Below are 26274 nucleotides of genomic sequence, written 5' to 3' on the forward strand. Positions count from 1 at the left end.
CTTGCTCTCCTATTTTGAAGGGAGAGTATGCCAATTCCTGTTCTACGCAAGCCGCTTATTGCAGGCCGCCACCCAGCGACCGGTACAGCTCAATCAGATTGCTCGCGCGCGACAGGCGAGTCGTGACGAGCTGCTGTTGCGCGGCATAGGCCGTGCGCTGCGCATCGAGGGCGACGAGGAAGGAATCCACCCCCGCCCGGTAGCGCGCATCGGACAGGCGCGCGGCGACCTGGGCAGAGTTGGCGCGCGCGGCTTGGGCCGACACCTGTTCGTCGATCGTGCCGCGTTGCGCCAGCGCATCGGCGACTTCGCGGAACGCGGTCTGGATCGCCTTTTCATACGTTGCGACGGCAACCTGCTGTGACGCCTTGGCATAATCCAGGTTGCCGCGGTTGCGGCCGCCATCGAACAGCGGCAGCCCGATCGAGGGGCCGGCGCTGTAGGTGAAGCTACCCCCACCGAACAGGCCGGACAGCGCGGTGGAGATCGTGCCGACCGTCGCCGTCAGGGAGATCGTCGGGAAGAAGGCGGCGCGCGCCGCGCCGATATTGGCGTTCTCAGCGATCAGCTGGTGTTCAGCCTGAAGCACGTCCGGCCGTCGCAAAAGCACGTCGGATGAGATACCGCCCGGCAGCGCATCACGCGTGGCGGCGCCGGCACCGAGGCCGTCGGGCAGCTGATCGACCGGCACGGTGGTGCCGACGAGCAGGTTGAGCGCATTCTGGTCCTGCGCCACGCGCGTCGTGAGCGCTGCGATGTCGTTGCGCGCCGACTGATAGTTGGTGTCGGCCTGGCGCGCCTCGAGCTCCGAGGCGACGCCGATGCGGAATTGCTCGCTGGTCAGGCGGCGCGTCTCCTCGAACGCGGCGAGCGTCTGGCGGGAGATGCTGAGCTGGTCCTGATCGGACGCCATGGTCAGCCAGGCAGTCGCAATCTCGGCGATCAGGCTGATCCGGGTGGCGCGCTGCGCCTCCTCCGAAGCGAAATACTGCTCCTGCGCGGCGCGGCTGAGATTGCGCACCCGCCCGAACAGATCGGCCTCGAAGGCCGATACGCCGGCATTCAGCGAATAGATCTCCAGATCGGACGAGCCAGTGGCCCCGACGCCTCCCGTGCCGCCCGCCGAGCCGGCGCCGGTCGCGTTGTTGGTGAAGGTCGCTGAGCCCGTGGCATTGACCGTCGGCAGCATATCGGCCCGCCGGACCCGCACCTGCGCGCGGGCCTGGAGCACGTTGCCGGCCGCGATGCGCAGATCGCGGTTATTGGCGATGCCGCTTTCGATCACCAAGCGCAGGCGCGGATCAGTGAAGAAATCGCGCCAGCCGATGCGGCTGACATCGGCCGCATCCGTCGCCGCCGGCGGATAGACTCCGCCTGACGGCAGTGCCGCCGGCACCGCGCCGACCGGACGGACATAGGTGGGCGCAAGGTTGCAACCGGCCAGCGCGGTCGACAGCGCCAGCAGGGCGAGGATGGAACGGGATGGGCTATTCACAATCAGGCTCCCTGGGGGGCGGATGCGCCACCCGGATGGTCGTGCGCGGCAGGCTTGGCGGGGACGCCATGGCCGAACAGGCGCATCACGACGACGAAGAACATCGGCACGAAGAAGATCGCCAGCACGGTCGCCGAGAGCATGCCGCCGACCACGGCGCGGCCGATCGCATTCTGCCCGCCCGCCCCGGCGCCGGTGGAAAGCGCAAGCGGCATCACGCCGAACACGAAGGCGAGACTGGTCATCAGGATCGGCCTGAGGCGGAGCTTCGCCGCCGCGACCGCCGCGTCGAAGGCGCTCATGCCCTCGGCGATCCGTTCCTCGGCGAATTCGACGATCAGGATCGCGTTCTTGGCCGACACGCCGATCGTCGTGATCAGCCCGACCTGCAGGTAGATATCGTTGTTCAGCCCGGTGATGGCGGCCGCCAGCACCGCGCCGAGCACGCCCAGCGGCACCACCAGCAGGACCGAGATCGGCACCGACCAGCTTTCGTACAGCGCGGCGAGGCACAGGAACACGATCAGCAGCGACAGCCCGTAGAGCGCCGGGGCCTGGCCGCCTGACAGGCGCTCCTCATAGCTGAGCCCGGTCCATTGCAGCGCAGTGCCGGGCGGCAGCTTCGCGTGCAGTTCCTCGAGCGCAGTCATCGCCGCGCCGCTGCTGACGCCGGGGCCGGCCCCACCCTGAATCTGCATCGCAGCCTGGCCGTTATAGCGCGTCAGCTGCACCGGGGCATTCGCCCAGGTCACCGTCGAGAAGGCAGTGAAGGGCGACATCTGGCCGTTCTCGCCGCGCACGAACAGCGTGGCGATATCCTCCGGGCGCAGGCGATAGGGCGCATCGGCCTGGATATAGACTCGCTTCACGCGGCCGCGATCGATGAAGTCGTTCACATACGCGCCGCCCCAGGCGCTCGCGATGGTCGCGTTGATCGAGGCGAGATCGATGCCCAGCGCACGCGCCTTGTCCTGATCGATATCGACCTTGAGCTGCGGCGCGTCGTCGAGGCTCACCGGGCGCACCTGGGCGAGGCGCTTGTCCTGCGAGGCCATGCCGAGCAGCATGTTGCGCGCGGCGAGCAGCCTGTCGTGGCCGATACCGGTTTCGTCGACCAGCTGAACGTCGAAGCCGGTGGCATTGCCCAGTTCCTGCACAGCCGGCGGCACGATCGCGAAGATCAGGCCGTCCTTATATTGTGAGAAAGGCCCCATCGCGCGGCCGGCGATCGACTGCGCCTTGTTGGCAGCGCCAGGGCGATCTTCCCAATCCTTCAGCGGAACGAAAGCGAGGCCGGCATTCTGCCCCTGGCCGGCGAAGCTGAAGCCGTTGATCGTGAACACGCCGGCTACATTGTCCTTTTCGGCGGTCAGGAAGTGATCGCGGACGAGATCGAGGCCCTTGTCCGTGCGCGCAGTCGTGGATCCGGCCGGACCCTGGACGAGCGCGATGAGCGTGCCCTGGTCCTCGTCGGGCAGGAAGCCCGACGGGAGGCGGACGAACAGCAGCCCCATGACAAGCACGATCCCGACATAGACGAGCAGCGAACGCTTCCAGCTGCGCGCAGTCCGCTGCACGCCATGTTCGTAACGGACCTGGCCGCGTTCGAACTTGTCGTTGAACCAGCGGAAGAACCGCGCGAGCAGGCCATTGCCCTGGCCGCGGGACGGATCGTGCGGCTTCAGGATCGTCGCGCAGAGCGCGGGCGTGAGGATCAGGGCGACCAGCACGGACAGCACCATCGCCGAGACGATCGTGATCGAGAACTGGCGGTAGATCACGCCGGTCGATCCGCCGAAGAACGCCATCGGCAGGAACACCGCGGACAGCACCAGACCGATGCCGACCAGCGCGCTGCTGATTTCGTCCATCGACTTGCGCGCAGCTTCCTTGGGGCTCAGCCCCTCGGTCTGGATCAGGCGTTCGACATTCTCGACCACGACGATCGCGTCGTCGACCAGCAGGCCAATCGCGAGCACCATGCCGAACAGCGTAAGCGTGTTGATCGAGAAGCCGGCAAGCGACAGGACGGCGAAGGTGCCGAGCAGCACCACCGGCACCGCGATCGTCGGGATCAGGGTGGCGCGGAAATTCTGCAGGAACAGGAACATGACGAGGAAGACGAGGACGATCGCCTCGACCAGGGTTTCGATCACCTGCTTGATCGACAGCCGGACGAAGGGCGTCGAATCGAAGGGATAGACGGTCTTCATGTCGGCCGGGAAAGTCTTCGAGATCTCGGCGACGCGCGCCTTGACCGCATCGACCGTGCTCAGCGCATTGGCGCCGGGCGCGAGCTTGATGCCGATGCCGGACGCCGGGTGGCCGTTGAAGCGCACGTTGAAGCCATATTGCTCGGCGCCGAACTCGACCCGGGCGACGTCGGACAAGCGCACGACCGCGCCGGCCGTGCTCGTCTTCAGCCGGATCGCGCCGAACTCGGCCGGCGTCTGCAGGCGCGACTGGACCGAGACGGTGGCGTTGAGCATATGCTCCTTCGGCGCCGGCTCGGCGCCGATCTGGCCGGCGGAAACCTGCGCGTTCTGCGCCTGCACCGCGCTCGTCACATCGGCCATGGTGAGCTGAACGGCATTGAGCTTGAGCGGATCGACCCAGATGCGCATTGCATATTGCGAGCCGAACACCTGCGTATCGCCAACGCCGGGTACGCGGCTCAGCGGATCCTGCAGCCGGGCGGCGACATAATCGGCCAGATCATTCCCGCTATGACTGTCGTCGGCCGAATAGAGGCCGACGATGACCAGGAAGTTGGACGTGGACTTGGCGACGCGGATGCCCTGTTGCTGGACTTCCTGCGGCAGTAGCGGCGTCGCCGCCTGCAGCTTGTTCTGCACCTGGACCTGAGCGATGTCCGGATCGGTGCCCTGCTCGAACGTCAGCGTGATCGTGACGGTGCCGGCCGAGGAGGATGAGGACGAGAAATAGCGAAGGTTGTCGATGCCCTTCATCTGCTGCTCGATGATCTGAGTCGTCGTGTTTTCGAGCGTCTGGGCATCAGCGCCCGGATAGGTCGCGCTGATCGTGACGGCGGGCGGCGCGATCGACGGGAACTGCGCGATCGGCAGGCTGCGGATGGCGAGGATGCCGGCCAGCATCAGGACGATCGCGATGACCCAGGCGAAGATCGGCCGGTCAATGAAAAAGCGGGACATAAGGGGTTATTTCGCCTGTGCGGGGGCAGCCGGAGCCGCGGGCTTCGCATTGGGATTCCACGGCACTGCCTTGACCGGCGTGCCGGGGCGCAACATCGCAGCGCCCTCGACAATGACCTTGTCGCCTGGCTGCAGCCCGGCCGTGACCAGCCAATTCTCTCCGACGGTGCGCGGCGCCGTCAGCACGCGCTGCTCGATCTTGCCGCCCCGGCCGACGACCAGCACGGTCGGCTGACCCTTCTCGTCACGGCTGACGGCGCGCTGGGGGACCAGCATCGCCGCTGCCTCGGTACCCTCGACCAGCTCGGCGCGGACATACATGCCGGGCAGCAACAGGCCGCGCGGATTGGGGAACACCGCCCGGATCGTCTGAGTCCCCGTCGCGGGATCGACGCTCACGTCCGTGAATTGCAGCGTGCCCTCGATCGGATAGAGGCTGCCATCCTCGAGCCGGAGACGCACGCGCGCCGCCTGGCCGCCGCGCGAAAGCTGACCGGCCAGGATGCGCTGGCGCAGGCGGAGCACATCGGCGCTGGCCTGGCTGACATCGACGAACACGGGGTCGATGCGCTGGATTGTCGTGAGCGCCGTCGCCTGCCCAGCGGTGACGAGCGCGCCGGTGGTGGCGACCGACAGGCCGATCCGGCCGCTGATCGGCGCCGTCACAGTGGTGCGGGCAAGATCGATCTGGGCGTTGGCGAGCGCCGCCTGCTGCGCGGCGACATCGGCCGTGGCCTGCTGTGCCGCCGTGAGGGCGTTGTCGTAATCCTGTTTCGAAATCGCGTTGATCTTGACCAGCTCGCCGTAACGCCGCTGTAACGCGGCGCTCGACGCGATCGCAGCGCGGGCGCGGGCCAAAGCGGCGCGGGCGCTGGCGACCTGAGTCACATAAGGCTGCGGATCGATTCGATAGAGCGGCTGACCGCGGCGGACCTGATCGCCCTCCGTGAACAGCCGCGCGACGATCAGGCCATTGACCTGCGGGCGGACTTCGGACGTCTCATAGGCAGTGGTGCGCCCCGGCAACTCGCTGCTCAGTGTGACGGCCTGGCGCTGCACGGTGATGACGCTGACCTCGGGAGTGGCGGCCGGCGGCTGCTGCGCCCCCTGAGAACCGCAGGCGGCCACGAAGGGCAGCAGCGACAACGCGGCGAATCTGATAAAAGACATGCAATTCTCACGAGAGGCGTTATGTGAGTGATCGTTCACTCACATTTGCTGCTAGTGCGAAGAGAAAGGAGGGTCAAGCATTGAAACCATTTTGTAGCGGGGGAAAACTGGCTGGCCTGTCCCTGTGCCCTGCCCCGCCGACGCGGGCGGAGGAACGGCGTGGGCGGATCATCGCGACCGCGCGGATGCTGTTTGCGGAGAACGGTTTCCACAATACCGGCATGGCGCAGATCGCCAAGCATTCGGGCGTGCTGGTCGGCCAGATCTACCGCGATTTCGCGAACAAGGAGGAAATCGTAGCGGCAATCGTCGAGTTGGACCTCGAGCCGCTGCTCGCGGTCGGCGAACTCGGCGGCGCGGTCGAGGCGTGCGATGCCGACTCGGTGCGTGCGTGGATCGCCCATTTCGTCGCCGGCGACGGGGACAAGGATTACCGGCTGGTCGCGGAGATCATCGCCGAATCGTCGCGCAACGCGCGCATCGCCGCCATCTTCCGATCCGTGCATGATCGGTTGCAGCGCAGCATAATCGCGGCGCTCGAGATGCTAGCGCCGGAGCCGGAGAAGGAGCGCGACCGCGCGATCCTGGCCGATGTGATCCTCACCATGTCCGCCGGCATCTTCCAGCGCCGGCTGGAACAGATCAGCGCGATCGACCCGGATCTCGTCACCGCGCTGAAGCGCACGATCGACCGGGAGATCGATGTGCTGCGGGAAAGCTGAGCGAGCGCGTCTGCGCGCCGTGCGGAGCCGAAAAAGCGACCGGCCATGAGAAACGGCGCTACGGTGCGACTCTCCAGACCCGTCCTCTGGCAGATTCGGCGACGCGGTTGAAACGATCGCCAGTCGTAAATGCCGAGACTTCATTCACGATCGCCCACCACCTGCTCCGTAATTTACCGTCACGCCGCGCACGGCCTTTGAAGACCGGTCCAGATCCGTTCGATCCTTATGCCGGTGCTAGGTCCCATCCGGTCCGTGGTCGCGGGCTCTGTCCCGGACTAGCGCCACAACATGCGTGCGGCGGGCCTCAGGCCGCCACCTCGACCTCCCGCTATACAGGCCTGCGGCTAGGCAACCGAGGTCAGCCCATCTTTCTCGAGCCCGCTCAGCGGTGCCAGGCGACCCGACTTACCGAAATAGAGGGCCGCATCGGCGCGCGCGATGAGTTCGGCGCCGGTTTCTACCAGAACATATTGGGCGACGCCAAAGCTGCAGGGGACCGTGCCGACCTTACCGAACTCATGGGTGGCGATGGCCTCCCGCAGCTTCTCGGCGACCTGGAAGGCCACCGCGCCATCGCATCCGGGAAGCACGAGTTTGCCGGCACCTGTCGCAAATCGAACGAGCAAAAATGGACGGCGAGGCGCACCGACCTGATGTTCGGTTCCAACTCGGAGTTGCGCGCCATCGCCGAAGTCTGTGCCGCCAGCGATGAGGAGCAGAAGTTCGTCGATGATTTCGCCACGGCCTGGACCAGGTGATGATCGCCGACCGCTTCGATCGGCCGCGGCCCGCCTTCACCGACGGGCTGTAAGGCCGCTTGAACACGACAAGCGCGGGCGGGCGGCACATCCCGCGGGGACCTGACCGGAACGCCCGCGCGCGGGCGCGTAATGTCGCAGGGGATACCCCTTCCTTTCACCCGGACGCTGGCGTAACCTTATCTCATGCGCAAACACATCCTGATCATCGCCGGCATCCTCATTGTCGCCGCCATCGCCTTCTGGTTCTGGCTGCGCCAGCCCGACGTCGCGCAGCTCAAGGAGGAGCAGGTGATGGGTCCGCGGCCCACAATTGGGTCGCCGCGCGTGCAGAGCTTCCCGACGATCAAGGTGGCGGACGCAGTCGGCTGGCCACAAGGCGCGGCGCCGACACCGGCAGCGGGACTGGCCGTGAAGGCGTTCGCGCGCGGGCTCGATCATCCGCGCTGGCTCTACCGGTTGCCCAATGGCGACGTTCTGGTGGCCGAAACCAATTCGCCGCCACGCGAGGGCGGCGGGATCGCCGGCATGGTGATGGGCTATCTGATGAAGAAGGGCGGCGCCGGCGTGCCCTCGGCCAACCGCATCACCTTGCTGCGCGATGCCGATGGCGATGGTGTCGCCGAAAGCAGGACGGTGCTGCTGTCCGGGCTCAACTCGCCCTTCGGCATGGCGCTGATGGGGGGCTACCTCTACATCGGCGACACCGACGCGCTGGTGCGCGTGCCCTATAAGGAGGGTGAGACGCGGATCGCCGCCAAGCCGGAAACCGTGGTCAAGCTTAGCCCGGGCGGCAATCACTGGGCGCGCAACGTGATCGCGGCGCCCGACGGCAAGACTTTGTACGTGACGGTCGGATCAACCAGCAACATCGCCGAGAACGGGATCGAGGCCGAGCGCTACCGCGCGAACATCCTGCAGGTCTATCCCGAGGCGAAGACGTTCCGCGTGTTTGCCGCCGGGCTGCGCAACCCCAACGGCCTCGCGATCGAGCCGAAGAGCGGCGAGCTGTGGGTTACGGTCAACGAACGCGACATGCTCGGATCGGATCTGGTGCCGGATTATATGAGCCAGGTCTCGCTCGGCGACAATTTCGGCTGGCCCTGGTATTATTGGGGCGGTTATCCCGACAAGCGGGTCGAGCCGGGCAACCCGCAGCTTCAGCAATATTCCAAACGGCCGGATTATGCGCTCGGCGCCCATACCGCCTCGCTCGGCCTGGCCTTTGCCGGTGATGCCAAGCTCGGGCCCCGTTTCGCCAACGGCGCTTTCGTCGGCCAGCACGGATCGTGGAACCGGGTGCCCGTCGCGGGCTACAAGGTGGTCTATGTCCCGTTCGGGACCAACGGCTTCCCGGCCAAGGGCGCCAAGCCGGTCGACGTGCTGAGCGGTTTCCTCAACCAGGACGGCGCAGCACAAGGCCGCCCGGTCGGCGTGATAACCGACAAGACCGGCGCCCTGCTGGTCGCCGACGATGTGGGCAATGTGATCTGGCGGGTCGCGGCGAAATAACCGCGGAACTGCGGGGTGGCTGCGGGCTGCGGCTGGCCTCCCCCGAAGCCGCCGCAGCCCGTGTCGCGCGTGCGCGGCAGAAGCCGGTCGCGCGCCTCCCCTAACCGGATGGCGCGCTGTCCCCGCGTGCCAATCGAATCAGTCTCGCCGACTGCGGTATAGCTTCCCCGAAGGCGTTTGATAGTTTAGAGAAAATATCGTGTTACCCATAACGGGTAACAGGGCCGTCCCGGCCATATCACCGGATGGGGCATGCCGATGAGCGAACGAGTTGTTACCAATCCTGCCAGGATCGACGAGAATTGGCGGGTCGCCGTCTGCTCGCTGATGAACCTCTATCTGACGATGCAGCGCACGCTGGCCGCGAGCACACCGGTCGGGCCGACCGAATTGCTGATCTATGCGACGGTCGCGGTAGCAAATGTGCAGCGGCTGATGCGCGAGCGCAACATTCCCAAGCCCCTGATGGGTACGGATCCGGTGCCGCGCGAATGGGTCGTGCCGATCTCCCGAAACGCCGTCGCTACCGCGAGCGGCCTGCCGCGCGAAACGGTGCGCCGACACGTTGCGCGGATGATCGAGGCAGGCCTGCTGGTCGACGATCCCCGCGGTGGCGTCTGCCTGCCCTCCGGCGTTATCCAGAGCCGCCAGCTCGAACCGTTCCTGGAGGGAATGCTCACCAACTTCGCGCGCAGCGTAGAGGAACTGCTGCGCATCGGCGTGATCCGCGTCCAGACCGACTAGGGTCCGTTGGGTTTTCCCCGGTCGCGGCCGGTTATTTGAGCAATTTCGCCCCGTCCTTCGATAATTTGTCGCGGATCTTTTCGGCGAACAGGCGCAGCATCGGAGGCAGATCGAAGCTCGCGTGAATCCGGCTTTCGAGCACGTCGAGCCGGCTGGCGACGCGCTGGCCCATCGCCTCGACCGTGAACACCAGCGTGTCGCCTTCCCAGCGATGATCGGTGACGGCGCCGCCCGGCACGAACGAGGCGAGCTTGCCCACGCCCTTGTCGATCCGCGCGCGCGCCGCGGCGAGACCGAGCTTGTGGGGAATATCGACGACGATCGGATCAGTCATGCAGAACTCCTTGGGCCACCTTCGTCAGGTGGCAAATAACATCGCGTCATCGGCAAACGCCTTGAACTCGAGAGCGTTGCCGCTGGGATCGCGAAAGAACATCGTCGCCTGCTCGCCCGGCTGGCCGCGGAAACGGATATGCGGCGCGATCCCGAAGCCGATGCCGGCGGCAGCCACCCGGTCGGCGAGGGATTGCCAATTGGCCATGGTCAGCACCACGCCGAAATGCGGCACCGGCACGTCATGGCCGTCGACCGGATTCGCCACCGCGACGGGCTTCGCGGCTGGATCGAGATGCGCGACGATCTGGTGGCCGAACAGATCGAAATCGATCCATGTCTCGGCGCTGCGCCCCTCCGGACAACCCAGCACACCGCCGTAAAAGGCGCGCGCGGCGGCTAGATCATGCACGGGGAAAGCGAGATGGAAGGGCCGAAGCGTCATGGCGGCGTGATAGCGCCAAATCGGGCGCGGCGTCACCCCGCGACCGATCGACACGTTGACAGGCTTGTCCCGCGCTCTCCCGTTCAGCATACGAACCAGGCAGCCGGAGCGGTCCGGCGCGACGGGAGGAACGGTCTTGCTCGACACTCGCGCCCACGAATTGCGACGGATCGCGACGGGCCGCGCGGGCCTGTTCTCATTCCTGCTCGGCGCGGCGGCGGCGACCGGGTTCGCGCCGTTCGGTCTGTGGCCGGTCACGCTGGCGTGTTTCGCGATGTGGCTGGCGCTGATCCACGATGCACCGACGCTCCGCCAGGCGCTGTGGCGCGGCTGGCTGTTCGGGGTCGGGCATTTCGCGCTGGGCAACAACTGGCTGCAGCACCCGTTCGTCTATCAGGACGCCATGCCGCACTGGCTCGGTTATGTCGGCGTGCTGCTCGCCGCGCTTTATCTCGCGCTTTATCCGATGCTGGCGGCGGGGCTCGCGTGGCGCCTCGCCAGCCCGCGCTCGACTGGCGACCGGCGTGCGGCACCGGGCCCGGCCTATGTGCTGGTCTTCGGCGCGGCCTGGATCGTCACCGAATGGCTGCGCGCCACGATGCTGACCGGCTATCCGTGGAATCCACTCGCGGCGATCTGGGTGCCCTTGCCGCGCCTTGCCGGGATTGCGGCGCAGACCGGCACCTATGCGCTGTCGGGGCTGACGATCGTCGTGGCCGGCAGCCTGCTGCTCGCCGCGGCGCGGCACTGGCGGTTGCCGGTGGCGGTCGCTGCGCTGGCCGCGCTGTCAGCGCTGCTCCATCCGCCGCTGGCGCCCGGCGGAGCCACGCCGACGCGGGTCCGGATCGTCCAGACCAACCTCGGCGAGGAGGAGCGCCCGACCCAGGATTATCCCGAGAACAGCCTGCGCGCGCTGGCGGCACTGTCGGGCACCCCGGGCGCCAGCCCGCGGCTGATCGTGTGGCCGGAAGGGGCGCTGCGCCTCTATGTCGAGGATGGCTACCCGGCCGATTATTACTGGCGCGGCGATCCCCGCGCAGTGCGCCAGCGGATCGCCGCCTTGCTAGGCCCGCGCGATATCGTGCTCAGTGGCGGCAATGCGCTGCAGTTCGACCGCGCCGGGGAGCTCGCGGCCGGGACCAACTCGATCTTCGCGATCGATGCGACGGGGGCGATCCGCGCGCGCTATGACAAGGCGCATCTCGTACCGTTCGGGGAATATCTGCCGCTGCGGCCGCTGCTCACCGCCGTTGGGCTGCAACGGCTCGTGCCGGGCGACTTCGATTTCGCCGCCGGACCGAAGCCGCGCACCATCGCCATGCCCGGCTTCGGCGATGTCGGCATGGACATCTGTTACGAGATCATCTTTTCGGGCCAGGTGATCGATCCGGCGCATCGGCCGGCGGTGATCTTCAACCCATCGAACGATTCGTGGTTCGGCACCTGGGGCCCGCCCCAGCATCTTGCCCAGGCACGGCTGCGCGCGATCGAGGAGGGCGTTCCGATCATTCGCGCCACCCCGACCGGCATCTCGGCGGTGATCGCCGCCGATGGCCGGGTGCTCGACCAGATCCCCCTCCACCAGGCCGGCGCGATCGAGCTGCCGCTGCCCCAGGCTACCGCACCGACGCTGTTCGCGCGGCTCGGTAACGTCATGGCGTCACTCGTCGCGGGCGCTTTGCTGCTCTTGGCCGTTGCCTTCCGCCGGACTGCTCGCTAGGGCGACATATAAGGAAAGCTTTATATGGCGGTTCCCGATCAGTCGGGCCGCCCCAGCAAGGGAAGATTTGATGCGCGCTTCGTTTCTCTTCACCTCCGAATCGGTGTCCGAAGGCCATCCGGACAAGGTTGCCGACCAGATCTCCGACGCAGTGGTCGATCTGTTTCTCTCCAAGGACCCTTATGCGCGCATCGCATGCGAGACGCTGACCACGACCAACCGCGTCGTGCTGGCGGGCGAAATCCGCTGCAAGGGCGTGTTCGAGAATGACGAATGGGCGCCGGGCGCCAAGGAAGAGATCGAGGCTGCGGTCCGCGCGACGGTGAAGCGCATCGGTTACGAACAGGACGGTTTCCACTGGAAGAACTTCTCGTTCGAGAATCACCTGCACGCCCAGTCGGCGCATATCGCACAGGGCGTCGACGAGAGCGGCAACAAGGACGAGGGCGCCGGCGATCAGGGCATCATGTTCGGCTACGCAACCGACGAGACGCCGGACCTGCTGCCTGCGACGCTCTATTACTCGCACCGCATCCTCGAGAAGCTCGCGCATGACCGCCACAACAAGGTCGTGCCGTTTCTCGAGCCTGACGCGAAGAGCCAGGTGACTCTGGAGTATCGCAACGAAGTTCCAGTCCGCGCGACGGCTCTGGTCGTCTCGACCCAGCACGCACCGGGCTATTTCTACGACGGCACCGAAGGCAATCCGGAGCTCTATAAGGAACTGCGCGACTATGTCGTCGGCGTGTTCAAGGAAGTCCTGCCCGAAGGCTATGTCGACGAAGAGACCAAGATCTACGTCAACCCGACCGGGCGCTTCGAAATCGGCGGACCTGACGGCGACGCCGGCGTTACCGGCCGCAAGATCATCGTCGACACCTATGGCGGCGCAGCCCCACACGGCGGTGGCGCGTTCTCCGGCAAGGATCCGACCAAGGTCGATCGCTCGGCCGCCTATGTCGCGCGCTACCTCGCCAAGAACGTCGTCGCCGCCGGCCTCGCCCGCCGCTGCACGATCCAGCTGAGCTATGCCATCGGTATCGCCGAGCCGCTGTCGGTCTATGTCGATACGCACGGCACCGGCACCGTTTCGGAAGCGAAGCTCGAGGAAGTGCTGCCGAAGCTGGTGCGCCTGACGCCCAAGGGCATCCGCGAGCACCTCAAGCTCAATGCGCCGATCTACCAGAAGACCGCAGCTTACGGCCATTTCGGCCGCAAGCCGGACGGCGATTCCTTCACCTGGGAAAAGACCGACCTGGTCGACGCGCTCAAGGCGGCGGTGGCTTAAGCCTCTCCAATCTGGCCGAAACGATGCGGCGCGGTTCCTGACGGAGCCGCGCCGCTGTCGTTTGAAGGCTTGCACCGGCAGCCCGCATGGCTATGCCGCGCGGCAATGAACGATCCGACGACCATCCGCCGCCTCTATGGCCGCCGCCAGGGGCACAAGCTGCGCCTGGGCCAGGCGGCGCTCGTCGAGGAACTGCTGCCCGAGATCAGCGTGCCCGAGACCGGGCCGATCGACGCGATGAGCCTTTTCGGCGATGACCGGCCGCTTGAGGTGGAGATCGGCTTCGGTGCCGGCGAGCATCTCGCCGGGCAGGCGATCACGCGGCCCGATGTGGGCTTCATCGGGTGCGAGCCATTCCTCAACGGGGTGGTCGGCGCGCTCAACCATGTTCGCGACAGCGAGCTGGAGAATGTCCGGCTGCACATGGGCGATGCGCTTGACGTGATCGAGCGGCTCCCGGACGAATCGCTCGACCGGGTCTATCTGCTCCACCCCGATCCCTGGCGTAAGGCGCGCCATGCCAAGAGGCGCATGGTCAATCACGGCCCCCTCGACCTGATCGCGCGCAAGTTGAAGCCGGGCGCCGAGTTTCGCCTCGGCACCGACGATCCGACCTATTGCCGCTGGTCGATGATGGTGATGAACGCACGGACCGATTTCGTCTGGCAGGCGAAGCACCCCCGCGATTTCCTGACCCGGCCCGATGATTGGCCGGAGACACGCTACGAACGCAAGGCCCGGCGCCAGGGCCATGAAGTCTGGTATTTCAGGTATCTTCGACCGTAATCGGCGGCCTTCGACATCCGTTCGCGCCCTTCACTCGCAGCACCGCTTCCCGCCATCGCGATTGCCACGGAAGGTAAAGGGCGACGGGCAAGGCGAACAAGCGCGCGGCAGATGCGCGCAAGCCAGCACTGACGTCCGCTTCCTTTCGGCGGCTACCGTTGAGTCCGAAGCCACTTGAAAATCATGTTACGCCCGTAACAACGGATCGTCGCATTACGATTGCAACGCGAAGCCATTGGCTCGCCAAACCCCGCTCTGGCACGCCCGCACCGTGACCATAGCAACGGCTTTCCCCACTATACCCCAGTCCGAAGGCGCCGCGCGCCTGGTTACGCTGGACATCCTGCGCGGACTCGCGATCCTTGGCATTCTGTTCATGAACGTGGATGGGATGGGCGCCTCGATATGGGGCCGCGCACCCGGGGCCCTGGGCTGGTCGCCGCCCGATCAGATCGCGTGGTGGCTGCGCCAGGTGCTTTCCACCGGCACCGCGCGCGGCGTGCTGGAAATGCTGTTCGGCGCGGGCCTGGTGATCCTGACCGATCGGTTCGCCCGGACTGGTGGCGAATGGCAGGTGATGAAGCGTTATTATGGGCGCACGATCATCTTGTTCCTGTTCGGCTTGGTGCACGCCTTCATCCTGTTGTGGCCGGGCGATATCCTGCACATCTACGCGATGGCGGCGCTGCTGGCCTTCCTGTTCCGGCGGCTGAAGCCGCGCTGGCTGCTGGCGCTCGGCCTGTCCTGCGCGCTGTTCAAGCTCGTTTCCGGCGGCATCGCCTATCACGAGAGCGTGCGCACCGCGCAACAGCTTGCCGCGCTCGAAGCAGGGCGGAGCGCCGACCGGGCGCTGCTGGAGCGGGTGGCCGAAAGCAAGGCGCAGCACGCCCGGAGCGAAGCGGCGACGCGGACCCTGATCGCCGCCGAGAACAAGGCGCGCAGCGGTAGCTTCATGAGCTGGGCGGGGGCGCAATGGCACTCGATGCGCGAAGTCGTCTCGCGCGGAATGTATCCCTGGTTCATCTGGGCTGAGGGCGGGTGCATCCTGATCGGCGCCGCGCTGTTCAAGCTCGGCATCCTCCAGGGCAACCGATCGCGGCGCTATTATCTGTGGCTCTTCCTGTGCGCCTATGCGGTGGCAGGGGGGCTGCGCATCTGGGAAGGCTGGGAAATGACGCGGTTCAGCGATGCGCCCCAGGTCAGCGCGCCGTTTCACGAGCTGGCGCGGCTGGTGATGACGCTCGGCCATGTCGCCTTCGTCAACTGGCTGGTGACGCGCAAAGCCGGGGCCGTGCTCCTCCAGCCCTTCGTCGCGGCGGGGCGCACGGCGCTCTCGCTCTATATCCTGCAGACGATCATCTGCCTTTGGATCCTCTTCCCCCCGTTCGCGCTGGGCCTGTATGGGAAGATGACGCTGATGCAGTTGATGCTCACCGCCACCGGGATCGATCTATTCCTGCTGCTGCTCGCCAATCTCTACGTCCGCCGGTTCGATATCGGTCCGGTGGAATGGGCGTGGCGATCGATCGACGAACGCCGGCCGTTGCCGTGGCGTCGCCGCCGGCTGACGCCGATCGGCATCGGACTGGGCGGCATGGCCCCCCAATAGATCCAGGCAGGCCGCTACCTGCGGCCTCGATCGTCGCCGTCAGGCCCGGATTTCGTCCTGACCGTCGTCGCTGGAATCGAGCTGCCGGCGCCGCCCCTGCGCCTGGACCGTGGGCACCCAGCGCGCGAGCGTCTCGAACGCGATCGGGTTGTCGAACGCGATGCCGGCATGATCCTGGTCGCACCAGCGCACCGAGCCGGCGATCGGCGGCAGGCCATTCAGCATCAGGATCAGCTTCTGCCCCATTTCGAACGGCTCGCCCGAGCTCACCCGCGCGCCGGACTGCGAGATATTGCAGAGCATGGCGGCATAATAGCGCGCACCGACCCGGACGCGCGCGCGCACGTCGATGCCGACCCGGGGCGCCCGCGACTGCTGAGCCGAGGCCGAATAATCGTGATTGTCCGCCAGGATGCGCGCCGCGTTGACCGGCGTGTTGAACGCGATTCCTGCCAATCCGTCGCGCCGCCAGAGCACGCGGCCGGAAACCGTGTGGCCGGATTTGAACTCGGCCGAGACCCGTTCCCCGACGTTCAGCTCCGAATAGATATGCGCCATGAGGCCGGCCGCCGAGATGTTGCGCACCAGGCACAGCTCCTCACTGTGCGGAGTCAGCAGCTTCGCAACGCGGAGCACGGTGACCTGCCCCAGTGTGTCGCGCCGTTCCGACGGATTCGGCGGCACATTGGCAAAGGTGATCGTGGTCAATTCACCGTCATCATAGTGATCCAGCATTGGGCACCTCATTGGAGCGATGCTGTCGAGCATAGCCAGCAGTGTGAAGGACAGCTTTCGTCCTCCGCGCAGAACAGCGCCCTTCCAGTTCAGACTATCCGCCACAATCCCTTAGGAAATCTTAACGACATCGCGATTCCGGAGCGCTGCGCGAACGAATGGCGAAATGGTCGGTAAAATCGCGCGCTGCGGCGAATCGTCCGATCCGCGGGGCGGTCGAGTGAACGACGATATCGAGCGGATGATCGCGACCGTCGGTGCCCAGCCGCGGTTTAGCCACCACCGCGAACGTCGCGCTGCGCAGGGCGCTCCCAAAGGCCACGCAGCACCCGGCCGAGCAGGGCCGGCAGGCCTGGCCGCACCAGCAGCCACTCGCGGAGCGCCGGGCCGGTTTCGGCATCGATCGCGCGCCGGTGCCCTTCCCCGATCCCCCAGTCGATCGTGCCGATGCCGGCCGCCGCTGCGCGGGCGAGGTTGCGGTAATAGAGCAGGCGAACGGGCGCATGGCGCGCAACGGCCGGATCATGGCCGCTGGCGATAGGGTATTTGACTGCCCCGACATGCAGGTCCAGCGCCCAGGCGACCGGGGCGCCATCGACCGTCAGCAACGCCGCCCATAGCATCCCGGCCAGCACCGGATCCACCGCGGCCGCCTGCCAGAAGGCATGGTCGCCATCGCTACCCGCCGCACCTTTCTCCGGGACTGCAGCAAGCTCAGCGAAACCGCCGGCCGCGAGACCGGCGCCGTCGAGGAAGTGCCAGTCGAGCACGCCCCGATCGGCCAGGCGTTTCTCGTAGAACCGGTTCCGGTGAACCGTCGAGGGGCGCGGCCAGTCGCCCGCGCCCTGCGTCGCGCGCAGATCGAGCAGATGGCTGTCGGCGACGAACCGGCCAAGCGTTGCCCAGCCCTTTGCCCGCGCCGCCGCGAGCAGCGGCCAGAGCGCCGGGTCGCCGTCGACTACCGGCCCGATCCGCAATGCATTGATTGTGTCGCCAAGCCGATCGACCAGCGCGTCGAACGCGCCGGCATCGGTATCGGCGTCCGCCGGAAAGCTGCGGAACGGCCGGTCGTTCCCCGGCACCACTGCGAACCGCGCCGCGGCTGGACCGAAACGAATCATCGGCAACGCGATCACCGGATCGCCGTCGCGCTCGACCAGGATCGTACGCGCCGATCCGCCAAAGGCCGCGAGTGCCGCGGCGAACCATTGATACCGCAGGAACCGATGCGTCTCCGGCGCGCGTTGCGCCACCAGATCGATTGCGCCGGACAGACCGTCCAGCACGAGCCCGTGCATGATCGGCGGCAGGCGCGTGAAGTCGGCGAGCAGCATCGGTTTGGTCATGGCGGTCAGAGTAGCGCGCGATGGGTTACCATCCCGTTCGCGCTTGACCAGCGCGACGCGCAACCGCCACAGTCACGACGTGGAATATTCGCCAGCCGTCACGACGATCGCCCAGACGATCCAGCTCTCGCTTTCGCCGGTGTTCATGCTGGCGGGCATCGGCGCGCTGCTCAACGTGCTGGCCGGGCGGCTATCGCGTGTGGTCGATCGCGCGCGGGAAGTGGAATCGCTCCACCCGCGCTCGACCGGACCGGAACATGACCGCCATGTCTGGGAATTGCGCCTGCTCGACAAGCGCATGTCCGTCATCAACGCGGCTTTGGTGATGGCGGTGTCGAGCGCAGTGATGACCTGCATGGTCGTCGCGCTGCTGTTCGTAGCCGAATTGGCGCGGCTGCATATCGGCACCGTGGTGGCGCTGTCCTTCATCCTCGCGATGATCCTGCTGACCGCCTCGCTCGCCGCTTTCCTGATCGAAGTGCGCATGTCGCTCCGCGCGATCCATATCCGGCCGGAATTGCTGGAAAAGGACCGGCGCTGACCATCGCGGTCGAAAAGCGCCTGCTCCAGATCGTGGTGGCGATGGCGTGCCTGGTGCCGCTGATCACCGGCGGACGGAGCATCCTGTCCGGGCCGGGGTTTCTGGGCCACGCGCCGGTGATCCCGACTGATCTCGACAGCCATTTCCGCTATGTCTCGGGCATCTTCTTCGCGGTGGGCGTGGCCTTCGCGACCTGCGTGCCGGGGATCGAGGCTAAAGGGCCGCGCTTCCGGCTGTTGGGGGCGCTGGTGATCGCGGGCGGATTGTCGCGGGTCGTGTCGCTGGTGGCGGTGGGCATGCCGTCGAAGGGGCATGTGTTCGGGATGGCGATGGAACTGGGCGTCGTGCCGTTGCTGCTGTTGTGGCAGGCGGGACTGGCGCGGCGTTACGCGTCATAAGCCTATCCCTTTCGGACAGGCGTTGGGAGTAGCGATGGGAGACCCGGCCAGCCATCCAATGTGGCATTTGCGGGACTGCCCCACCCCAACCCCTCCGGCTTAACCCCGGATATGAAAAGAGGCTGCCGGGTCCGCAGACCCGGCAACCTCCTGACATGGTCAGCGGCCGGAAGTTCCAGCCCGGGAGACCATGCGAACCGCAGCTTCGATAGACGGCAGCGTTGATTGAGGGAGAATACCCCCCGCCGTCATCCCGATAAAGCTAGCGGTGCGTCCCCCGAACGAACTGAACCGACCCCACTGCTGAACCATGAGACATCGGATCACCTCCTTTCGCTTGTTAAAACGTCGTACCCAGGACTGGGCACGCAGCATGTTTGAATCATCCGAATCAGAGAAACAAGTCTTGTAATGCAGCGCATTTTCGACGATTCTCTCCCGCCTGCGCCGAACCGAGGCATGCCGCCCGGCCTCCTCCCAAATCCACAGCATGACAACCGCCACGGCGTCGTCTCGCCGTGTGGATACTGGACCGCGCTCTCGTGTTTAGCGCCGGCAATCCTCGGTCACGCGCTCGATCTCGGCCCAGGCTGGTACGACCAGGGTCGGCGCGCCGGCCTGCTCGACCACGAAGCGGCCGCGGCTGAAGCCCATTGCGTCGAGCAGCGGATCGCGCGGCTGGAGTGCGGCCGCGACATAAGGCGGGGCGCCGCCCGTCGGTGCGGCGGAGAGCGTGCGGAGCAGGGTCGAGGTGCGGACCGTCAGCGCCACCGCAGTCGGGGCATAGCCCTGGCGCGAGAGATAGAGCGTGTTCGCCGCCCGGTCGCAGCGCAGGGTCAGGACCGCATCGGCACCGCGCGGCCCGAACAGCGCGATCGAACCGCGGCTGTCCTGCCGATACACCCAGTCGCCCGGCGTCATCGGCCAGTCGCGCCAGTCCTTGCCCGGCAGCGGCTGGGGCAGCACCGGCGGCGGCGTGTAGCTGGGCACTGGAACAGGCTCCGGTGCGGGCCTGGTCGGCGCAGTCGGCCCGACGCAACCGGCCAGGGCGACCATCACTGCAAGAAGAGGATACAGACGCATTGCAGCCTCTGTGCACGAAGCGGCGATGCGGCTCAACCGCCCGTCTTGCGCGGCTGCGAGAATTCGACTCTGGTGCCGCCGGGCCGTGCGACAATTCGGGTTGAGCGGGTGGGGAGAGGCGATATGGCGATCGAAGGCAAGCGCCTGAAATCAATCGTTGGGGGATCGGCGGGCAATCTGGTCGAATGGTATGACTGGTATGCCTATTCATCGCTGTCGCTCGTATTCGCCGCGACCTTCTTCCCCAAGGGCGACCTGACCGCTCAGCTGCTCGGCACCGCCGCGATCTTCGCGGTCGGCTTCCTGATGCGGCCGATCGGCGCCTATGTGATGGGGCGCTACGCCGATACGCATGGCCGCAAGGCCGGGCTGGCGCTGTCCGTCGGGCTGATGTGCCTGGGATCGCTGATGATCGCCGTCGTGCCAAGCCACGCCACGATCGGCGTCGCGGCGCCGATCATCCTGGTGATCGCGCGGATGCTGCAGGGCCTGTCGGTCGGCGGCGAATATGGCGCGAGCGCGACCTATCTGTCGGAAATGGCGACGCGCGAGCGGCGCGGGTTCTGGTCGAGCTTCCAATATGTCACGCTGATCGGCGGGCAGCTCACCGCGCTGGCCGTCACGATGCTGCTCCAGGCCGTGCTGAGCAAGAGCGACATGGCGGCTTGGGGCTGGCGCATCGCCTTCGCCTTCGGCGCTGTGCTGGCGCTCGGCGTCTATATCCTGCGCCGACGGCTGGCCGAGACCGCGTCGTTCGAGAACCAGGCGAAGGACCGACCCAAATCCGGCTTCCTGGCGCTGTGGCGGGCGCACCCGCGCGAATTCATCCTGGTCGCGATCATCACCGCTGGCGGCAGCCTCTCCTTCTACGCCTACACCACCTATCTCCAGAAATTCCTGGTCAACACCAGCGGCTTCGACGTCCAGACCGCGACCCAGATCATGACCGCGGCGCTGATCGTGTTCATGCTCAGCCAGCCATTATGCGGCATGCTGGCCGACCGGTTCGGGCGCAAGCCGATGCTGTTGCTGTTCGGTTTCGGCGGCATGATCGTATCGGTGCCCGTGTTCAGCGCGCTCGCGGTCGCGACCGATCCAGTGGCCGCCTTCGGGATCATCCTGATCCCGCTGCTGCTGCTGTCGGCCTATACGTCGATCAGCGCGCTGGTGAAGGCGGAGCTGTTTCCGGCGCATATCCGCGCGCTCGGCGTGGCGCTGCCATACGCGATCGGCAACGCAGCCTTTGGCGGCACAGCGGAATATGTTGCGCTATGGTTCAAGAGCGAAGGGATCGAAGCCGGCTTCTATTGGTATGTCACCGTAATCATCGGTGCGGCGACCATCGCCTTTCTGATGCTGCCCGAAACCAAGAAGACCAGCCTGATCCTCGAGGATTGAGCATATTTGGAGAATGACGATGTCGACCGACCAGCAACCGATCCAGCTGCTCACCCATTCCAACCAGACCGACGTCATCAAGGTGAAGACTCGCGAGGGCGAGAAGGTGGGTTCGGTCCACAGCTTCCTGATCAACAAGCGGACCGGCCAGACGATCTATGTCGTGCTGACGATCGGGGGCTTTCTCGGCATGGGCAAGGCATATTACCCGATGCCGTTCAGCCTGCTCGCCTTCGATCCCGCCGCCGACATCTATATCGTCAGGATCGATCGCCGCGCGCTAGAAGGCGGCCCGAGCTGGGCGGCCAACCCGCCCTTGTTCGACCAGGCATATGCCAATCGCCTCGCCAGCTATTACGGCACCCCGCTTGAAGACCTGTCGCTCGGTGCCGGTCAGGCCGAGATCAACCTGTAAATCTCGCCATCGAGATCGACGATGTAGAGGTTGCCGGCCGCATCCTCGCCGAACGAGGCGAGCTGATCGATCGTGCCTGTGTCGGGCGTGAAATCCTCGTTGCGCCGTTCGAAGGCAGCCCCGCCCAGCGTCTGTCCCTGCACGAAGGCGCTGGCCGCCACGGTGAAGATCGCACCGCGCCCGAAATCGGCAAAGACATAATGGCCGGCCAGCGACGTCACCGGCCCGCGATAGACATAGCCGCCGGTGATCGTGCTGCCCTGTTTCGGCCCGGTGCCATGGCCATATTCGAGCACCGGATCGATCAGCCCGGCGGGCGCGGTGCCGGTGAAGGCGTGCGCGCCTTCGCGGAAGCGCCAGCCATAATTGCCGCCCTTGTCCTGCGGGCGCAGCAGATCGACTTCCTCCCACAGATTCTGGCCGACATCGCCGATGATCAGATTATTCCCCCAGAAGGACGCGCGGAACGGGTTGCGGAAACCATAGGCATAGACTTCGGGGGCTCCTCCCGCCCCGCCGGCGAAGGGATTGTCGGCCGGGATTGTATAGAAGGGTGCGCTGCCGCCGGGCTGATTGAGCGTGATGCGCAGGATCTTGCCCAGCAGGACATTGGTGTTCTGCGCATTGTTGGGCGCGTCGCCCGCGCCGCCGCCGTCTCCGGTGGCGAGCCAGAGATTGCCGTCCGGCCCAAAGGCGAGCCAGCCGCCATTATGGTTGCTGTTGGTGGGATGCGGGATGGTGAGGATCGTCGCGTCGAGCAGCGTCGTGCCCCCGGTCGCGCGGCGATAGCGGCGCACCTCGATATCGCCCGCGCCGTTCGTCACATAGGCATAGACGAAACCCGACGTCTGATAGTCCGGCGCCGCCGCCAGGCCGAGCAGCCCGCGTTCATTGACGGTGGAGATATTAGCCACCGTGATGAAGGGGGCCTTCGCCCCGGTCGCGGGATCGAGCGTCAGCACGCCGCCGCCCTTCTCCACCACGAACACCCTGGTGTCGCCGGGGATCGGCGCGACATAGAGCGGCTGGTTGAAGGCAGTGCCGACCCGGCGGACCTGGATGCCCTCCCGGCTGTTGGTGACGGTGATCGCGACGGATCGCGTCGCACTGGCCTGCCCGTCGGTCACGCCGATCTGCACGTCATAGACATTGTCTTGCCCGGCATCGGCCGGGGAGTCGAAATTGGGCGGCGACACGAAGCGTACCAGCCCGGCCGCCGTGATCGAGAAGCGCGCGGCATCGGCCCCGCCGGCGATGCTGTAGGTCAGCGCGGTACCATCCGGATCCGTCGCGACGGCCTGATAGGCATCAGTGGTATTCTCAACGACGTTGGCTGTCGCCGCCGACGTGAAACTCGGTGCCTGATTTGCAGGCGTCGGGGTGGGCGTACCACCGCCGTCCCCACCACCGCCACCGCCACAAGCGGAGGTGGCGAGCAACAGCATGAGCGTGAGGCCGCAGGCCGATCGCCGCGAGAGGGAAGAAAAAGCCGACATAGATCCTCCCGACGGCGCCGCGGGAGATCATCGCCCCTCGCGTTCAAGCCGCCTGTGCCGGCAACGCGCGACCCTCCCGTCCGTTGCTCGCGATCGCAGCCGGAGTGGCGCTATCGCCGTGTACCAACTGCCGATAAGCGGGCGGACGCCCCTCGGACGGGCTCTCAGCCCCAGGTTTTGACGAATTCGGCCGTGAAGGGCAGCACGTCGATCGCGGCATGGAGCAGGACCACCAGCAACAGGCTGCGCGTCCGGGCCCACAAGATGCCGAACAGGATGCTGATCGGCGAGAGGGTGGCGATGGTGAAGGCCGCGACCTGCAGCGGATCGGTCGACCAGCCGTCGGTCTCGGGCGTACCGCGCAGATACAGGCCCGGGGCATGAGCGAGCGCGAACAGAAGCGACGTCACGACGATCGCCGCAGCGGGCGATTCAAGCAGAGCGGCGAGGCGCGACTGCAATGCCGCTCGGAACAGGAATTCCTCGCACAGCCCGGCTTCGAGCGCGATCCATACAAAGGCGCCGACGATGCCGAGCGCCAGCGCCGGCGGGGCGAGCCCCAGCGCCGCGATCTGGGTCAGGCTGGGGCTGACCACCGCGAGCAGGCCAAGCAGGATCGCGCCGAGCACGATCAGCGTCGGCCAGAAACCGGGCCGGCTCAGCCCGGTATCGAACATCGCCCGGATCGGCGCGCGTAACAGCAGCAGCAACCCGATCGGCGCGACGACATGCACCAGCAGCTTCAGGGCGAGCGTGGCTAGCTCCTGCGCCTGGCCGGGCGGCACGGCAGCCTTCACTGCCCCCATGGCCCAGCCCAGCACGACAAAGGCATAGAAGAGCAGATACAGCAGCAGAGCCGCCGCTTCGATCCGCGGCCGCGCGACCGGAACGGGCGGGGCTTTCGAACGCCGGGTCAGGACCCAGGCGAGGCCGGAAAGAGCAATGCCGAAAATTCCGAGCGAGATGATCGGAAACGACCAGTCCGCGCCCGTGCGATATAGATAAAAAGTCGAGAGCGCCCATAGCAGCAGGTACAGTAGCGCAGCGATCGGGCCGGCGCGTCTGCTGGTGCTTTCGGACATGGTCATCCCCCCGGATCGTTACGATAGCGTACCACATTCCGAGACCCTGGATAGCCCGGCGTCCTCACGCGATATTCACGCCGTCATTCAAGACGCCCGGGCCGCATGACGCCAGCTTGCCACAGTCATATTTATATGCAAATCTTTGCGCAATAATTTGCCTAAAGGAAAACGTCTTGGCGCGGGCACTCGAGTTTCTCGGCGAATTGCGGCCTGCCTTTGTGGCCCATCTGGCGGAGCGCATGACCGAAGCTCTATGTGCCTCCACCCAGATGCTTGCCGACGAGGCCGGCTATAAGGCCCCGGTTCGGACGCACTCGATCTTGCTGTATCTACTCGATCAGCGGACCGCCACGCTGACAGAAATGGCGCGAACCGATGGCCAGTCGCATCAACTCCTGGCCTCCCGGCTCAAACCGCTGGAGAATCTCGGACTGATCGAAAGATCAGCCGATCCGAACGACGCCAGGAGGCGCCCATACGCGCTTACGCCGGCCGGGAGGGCGGAAGCGGCTGCGATCCGTGCGGATATCGGGGCGCATGCACGCGCAATGGACGATCTGTTTGCCGAAACGGGCGTCAATCTCGTCGAGGTTCTCGACGACGCTCTCGAAGCGCTCCGGGTCCGGTCCCTGCGCGAGAGGGTGGACGCGCAATTGGCGAAGCAGCGTCAAGCCGCTGACGGAGGATGCTGATGTTCAGATGCCTGCTCGCGACGATGCTTTCCATTCTGATGGCGCCGGATGTCGCGCTTGCCGAGACGGCGCCATCTGAATGTACCCCGACCTATTACCAGCTTGCCGATGGCTCCGGGGTCGACGTCGCGCCTGTCGCCGATGGCCAATACCGGTGGCGGCGACTGGACGGCACTTCCGGGCTTTTATCGCCGGACATCGGCGACCAATGGTCCAGCAGCATGGGCTGGACCGGCCGCGCCGACGGCAAAATCATTGACCTTGCGGGCTGCGCCAAGGGCGAAATCACCTTTGACGGCGTGCCCGGCCATCGTGTGGATTTCGACACCAAAGAAGAGACTTTCGTTAGCCGGGATGCGCACCTTGCCGGTCGCCTCATACTGCCCGCAGGGCGAAGAACGGTGCCCATCGTCGTGCTGGTGCATGGATCGGAAGACAGTTCGGCTCTTCGCTTCTTCGCCCTCCAGCGGCTGCTCCCGGCGCAGGGGATCGGTGTGTTCGTCTATGACAAGCGCGGCACCGGGCAATCGGGAGGCACCTTTACCCATGATCTTCATCTCCTGGCCGCTGACGCGAGCGCCGCGCTCGCGGTCGCGAAAAGGCTGGCAGGCGTGCGAGCGGGACGAATGGGCTATTATGGCACGAGCCAGGGCGGGTGGACGGCACCGCTCGCCGCTTCGCTCTCTCCGCCCGATTTCATCATCGTGGGTTACGGACTCGCCGTATCGCCGATCGAGGAAGATCGCGAAGCCCTTGCCCTCGACATGACACGGCACGGATTCGGCGCTGGGGAGATCGCCAAGGCGCTCGAGATCGGATCGGCCGCCCAGGCGATCGTCCGCCAGAACTTCCAATCCGGCTATGAGGCATTTCGCCTCGCCCGCGACAAATATCGCGGCGAGCCATGGTTTCGCTTCGTGCGCGGCAATGTCACCGGCATCATCCTGCAAACCCCGGAGGCGGACTTGCGCGCAAACGGGCCGCGCCTGTTCGCCGGACTGATCCCGGACTATGATCCGATGCCGGTCCTGCAAAAGCTGAAGACGCCGCAACTCTGGATCCTCGGCGGTGAGGATATCGACGCACCGCCCATCGAAACTCGCCGCCGGCTTCTGGCCCTGAAAAAACGCGGAAGCCCGATCACGGTCGTTCTATATCCCCATGCGGAACATGGCCTTTATGATTTCGAGGCCGATGGCGAGACCCGGCTTTCGACACGGCAGCCGGCGTCGCTGCAAACCCTCCTGGCTACATTCGCAAGCGGTCAGCCTCTCGGGATGACGTACGATGATGCAGAGGTCGATCGATAGTCGGTCCCGCGCTCCGC

At 66.0% G+C, this 26274-nt stretch carries 24 protein-coding genes; 14 read left to right on the plus strand and 10 right to left on the minus strand.

Going from position 1 to position 26274, the window contains the following annotated elements; genetic code table 11:
• Positions 1–55: 55 nt before the first annotated feature.
• Genes U1769_RS14730 through U1769_RS14740 form a run of 3 tightly spaced genes read right to left on the minus strand, consistent with a single transcriptional unit; the run spans position 56 to position 5838 of the window.
• On the minus strand, positions 56–1495 hold the full coding sequence (locus U1769_RS14730; protein WP_332717370.1) for an efflux transporter outer membrane subunit: 1440 nt from the start codon (positions 1493–1495) through the stop codon (positions 56–58).
• 2 nt (positions 1496–1497) lie between these two features.
• The gene (locus U1769_RS14735) at positions 1498–4668 is read right to left on the minus strand and encodes an efflux RND transporter permease subunit (protein WP_332717372.1); all 3171 of its coding nucleotides are present in this window, start codon (positions 4666–4668) and stop codon (positions 1498–1500) included.
• Positions 4669–4674: 6 nt separating this feature from the next.
• Complete coding sequence (locus U1769_RS14740; RefSeq protein WP_332717375.1) at positions 4675–5838, minus strand: efflux RND transporter periplasmic adaptor subunit; 1164 nt, start codon at positions 5836–5838, stop codon at positions 4675–4677.
• Between the two features lie 80 nt (positions 5839–5918).
• On the opposite strand from U1769_RS14740, the gene U1769_RS14745 reads away from it, so the two are divergent.
• The 4 genes from U1769_RS14745 (at position 5919) to U1769_RS14760 (ending at position 9577) form a co-directional block, all read left to right on the plus strand.
• Positions 5919–6560: a TetR/AcrR family transcriptional regulator gene (locus tag U1769_RS14745; RefSeq protein WP_332717377.1), complete on the plus strand. Its 642-nt coding sequence runs from the start codon at positions 5919–5921 to the stop codon at positions 6558–6560.
• A gap of 473 nt (positions 6561–7033) precedes the next feature.
• Positions 7034–7321, plus strand: a complete 288-nt coding sequence (locus tag U1769_RS25650) for a hypothetical protein (RefSeq protein WP_443030356.1) — start codon at positions 7034–7036, stop codon at positions 7319–7321.
• Between the two features lie 186 nt (positions 7322–7507).
• Positions 7508–8833 carry a PQQ-dependent sugar dehydrogenase gene (locus tag U1769_RS14755; RefSeq protein WP_332717379.1) on the plus strand — a complete coding sequence of 442 codons (1326 nt, stop codon included), beginning with the start codon at positions 7508–7510 and terminating at the stop codon, positions 8831–8833.
• 258 nt (positions 8834–9091) lie between these two features.
• Positions 9092–9577: a hypothetical protein gene (locus tag U1769_RS14760; RefSeq protein WP_332717382.1), complete on the plus strand. Its 486-nt coding sequence runs from the start codon at positions 9092–9094 to the stop codon at positions 9575–9577.
• Between the two features lie 31 nt (positions 9578–9608).
• On the opposite strand, the gene U1769_RS14765 is transcribed toward U1769_RS14760, so the two are convergent.
• Together U1769_RS14765 and U1769_RS14770 are read right to left on the minus strand one after the other, a co-directional pair.
• A complete protein-coding gene (locus U1769_RS14765; RefSeq protein ID WP_332717385.1) occupies positions 9609–9911 on the minus strand; it encodes a polyhydroxyalkanoic acid system family protein in 303 nt (100 codons plus the stop codon).
• A gap of 24 nt (positions 9912–9935) precedes the next feature.
• Positions 9936–10355, minus strand: a complete 420-nt coding sequence (locus tag U1769_RS14770; RefSeq protein ID WP_332717387.1) for a VOC family protein — start codon at positions 10353–10355, stop codon at positions 9936–9938.
• 136 nt (positions 10356–10491) lie between these two features.
• Here U1769_RS14770 and lnt point away from each other — a divergent pair, with 136 nt between their 5' ends.
• From lnt to U1769_RS14790, 4 genes are all read left to right on the plus strand, one after another.
• Positions 10492–12075, plus strand: a complete 1584-nt coding sequence (gene lnt, locus U1769_RS14775; RefSeq protein WP_332717390.1) for an apolipoprotein N-acyltransferase — start codon at positions 10492–10494, stop codon at positions 12073–12075.
• Positions 12076–12145: 70 nt separating this feature from the next.
• Positions 12146–13363, plus strand: a complete 1218-nt coding sequence (gene metK, locus U1769_RS14780) for a methionine adenosyltransferase (RefSeq protein ID WP_332717393.1) — start codon at positions 12146–12148, stop codon at positions 13361–13363.
• 105 nt (positions 13364–13468) lie between these two features.
• Positions 13469–14149: a tRNA (guanosine(46)-N7)-methyltransferase TrmB gene (trmB, locus tag U1769_RS14785; RefSeq protein ID WP_332717396.1), complete on the plus strand. Its 681-nt coding sequence runs from the start codon at positions 13469–13471 to the stop codon at positions 14147–14149.
• Between the two features lie 235 nt (positions 14150–14384).
• A complete protein-coding gene (locus tag U1769_RS14790) occupies positions 14385–15758 on the plus strand; it encodes a DUF418 domain-containing protein (RefSeq protein WP_332717399.1) in 1374 nt (457 codons plus the stop codon).
• Between the two features lie 39 nt (positions 15759–15797).
• On the opposite strand, the gene U1769_RS14795 is transcribed toward U1769_RS14790, so the two are convergent.
• Both U1769_RS14795 and U1769_RS14800 read right to left on the minus strand, forming a co-directional pair.
• Positions 15798–16493, minus strand: a complete 696-nt coding sequence (locus U1769_RS14795) for a PilZ domain-containing protein (protein WP_332717402.1) — start codon at positions 16491–16493, stop codon at positions 15798–15800.
• Positions 16494–16765: 272 nt separating this feature from the next.
• Entirely contained in the window at positions 16766–17839 is a 1074-nt protein-coding gene (locus tag U1769_RS14800; RefSeq protein WP_332717405.1) for a GNAT family N-acetyltransferase, read from the minus strand.
• Between the two features lie 43 nt (positions 17840–17882).
• On the opposite strand from U1769_RS14800, the gene U1769_RS14805 reads away from it, so the two are divergent.
• Positions 17883–18380: a DUF2721 domain-containing protein gene (locus tag U1769_RS14805; protein WP_443030357.1), complete on the plus strand. Its 498-nt coding sequence runs from the start codon at positions 17883–17885 to the stop codon at positions 18378–18380.
• Positions 18381–18415: 35 nt separating this feature from the next.
• Complete coding sequence (locus U1769_RS14810; RefSeq protein ID WP_332717408.1) at positions 18416–18778, plus strand: DUF4345 domain-containing protein; 363 nt, start codon at positions 18416–18418, stop codon at positions 18776–18778.
• A 546-nt stretch (positions 18779–19324) separates the two neighbouring features.
• Here the strand turns inward: U1769_RS14810 and U1769_RS14815 are convergent.
• A complete protein-coding gene (locus U1769_RS14815) occupies positions 19325–19861 on the minus strand; it encodes a hypothetical protein (protein ID WP_332717411.1) in 537 nt (178 codons plus the stop codon).
• 123 nt (positions 19862–19984) lie between these two features.
• On the opposite strand from U1769_RS14815, the gene U1769_RS14820 reads away from it, so the two are divergent.
• Positions 19985–21259 carry an MFS transporter gene (locus tag U1769_RS14820; RefSeq protein WP_332717414.1) on the plus strand — a complete coding sequence of 425 codons (1275 nt, stop codon included), beginning with the start codon at positions 19985–19987 and terminating at the stop codon, positions 21257–21259.
• 13 nt (positions 21260–21272) lie between these two features.
• Positions 21273–21674 carry a PRC-barrel domain-containing protein gene (locus U1769_RS14825; protein ID WP_443030358.1) on the plus strand — a complete coding sequence of 134 codons (402 nt, stop codon included), beginning with the start codon at positions 21273–21275 and terminating at the stop codon, positions 21672–21674.
• Here U1769_RS14825 and U1769_RS14830 read toward each other — a convergent pair.
• Positions 21653–23170: a PQQ-dependent sugar dehydrogenase gene (locus U1769_RS14830; RefSeq protein WP_332717416.1), complete on the minus strand. Its 1518-nt coding sequence runs from the start codon at positions 23168–23170 to the stop codon at positions 21653–21655. The two genes, U1769_RS14825 and U1769_RS14830, sit on opposite strands and share 22 nt — an antisense overlap.
• A 164-nt stretch (positions 23171–23334) precedes the next feature.
• Entirely contained in the window at positions 23335–24258 is a 924-nt protein-coding gene (locus tag U1769_RS14835; RefSeq protein WP_332717418.1) for a CPBP family intramembrane glutamic endopeptidase, read from the minus strand.
• A 170-nt stretch (positions 24259–24428) separates the two neighbouring features.
• Between U1769_RS14835 and U1769_RS14840 the strand changes: the two genes are divergently transcribed.
• Together U1769_RS14840 and U1769_RS14845 are read left to right on the plus strand one after the other, a co-directional pair.
• Positions 24429–24947, plus strand: coding sequence for a MarR family winged helix-turn-helix transcriptional regulator (locus tag U1769_RS14840; RefSeq protein ID WP_332717421.1), 519 nt, complete (start codon positions 24429–24431; stop codon positions 24945–24947).
• Positions 24947–26257: an alpha/beta hydrolase family protein gene (locus U1769_RS14845; protein WP_332717424.1), complete on the plus strand. Its 1311-nt coding sequence runs from the start codon at positions 24947–24949 to the stop codon at positions 26255–26257. Before U1769_RS14840 ends, U1769_RS14845 begins: the two co-directional genes overlap by 1 nt.
• The last annotated feature ends 17 nt before the right edge of the window (positions 26258–26274 follow it).

The organism is Parasphingomonas zepuensis, assembly GCF_036663735.1.
Taxonomy (GTDB): domain Bacteria; phylum Pseudomonadota; class Alphaproteobacteria; order Sphingomonadales; family Sphingomonadaceae; genus Sphingomonas.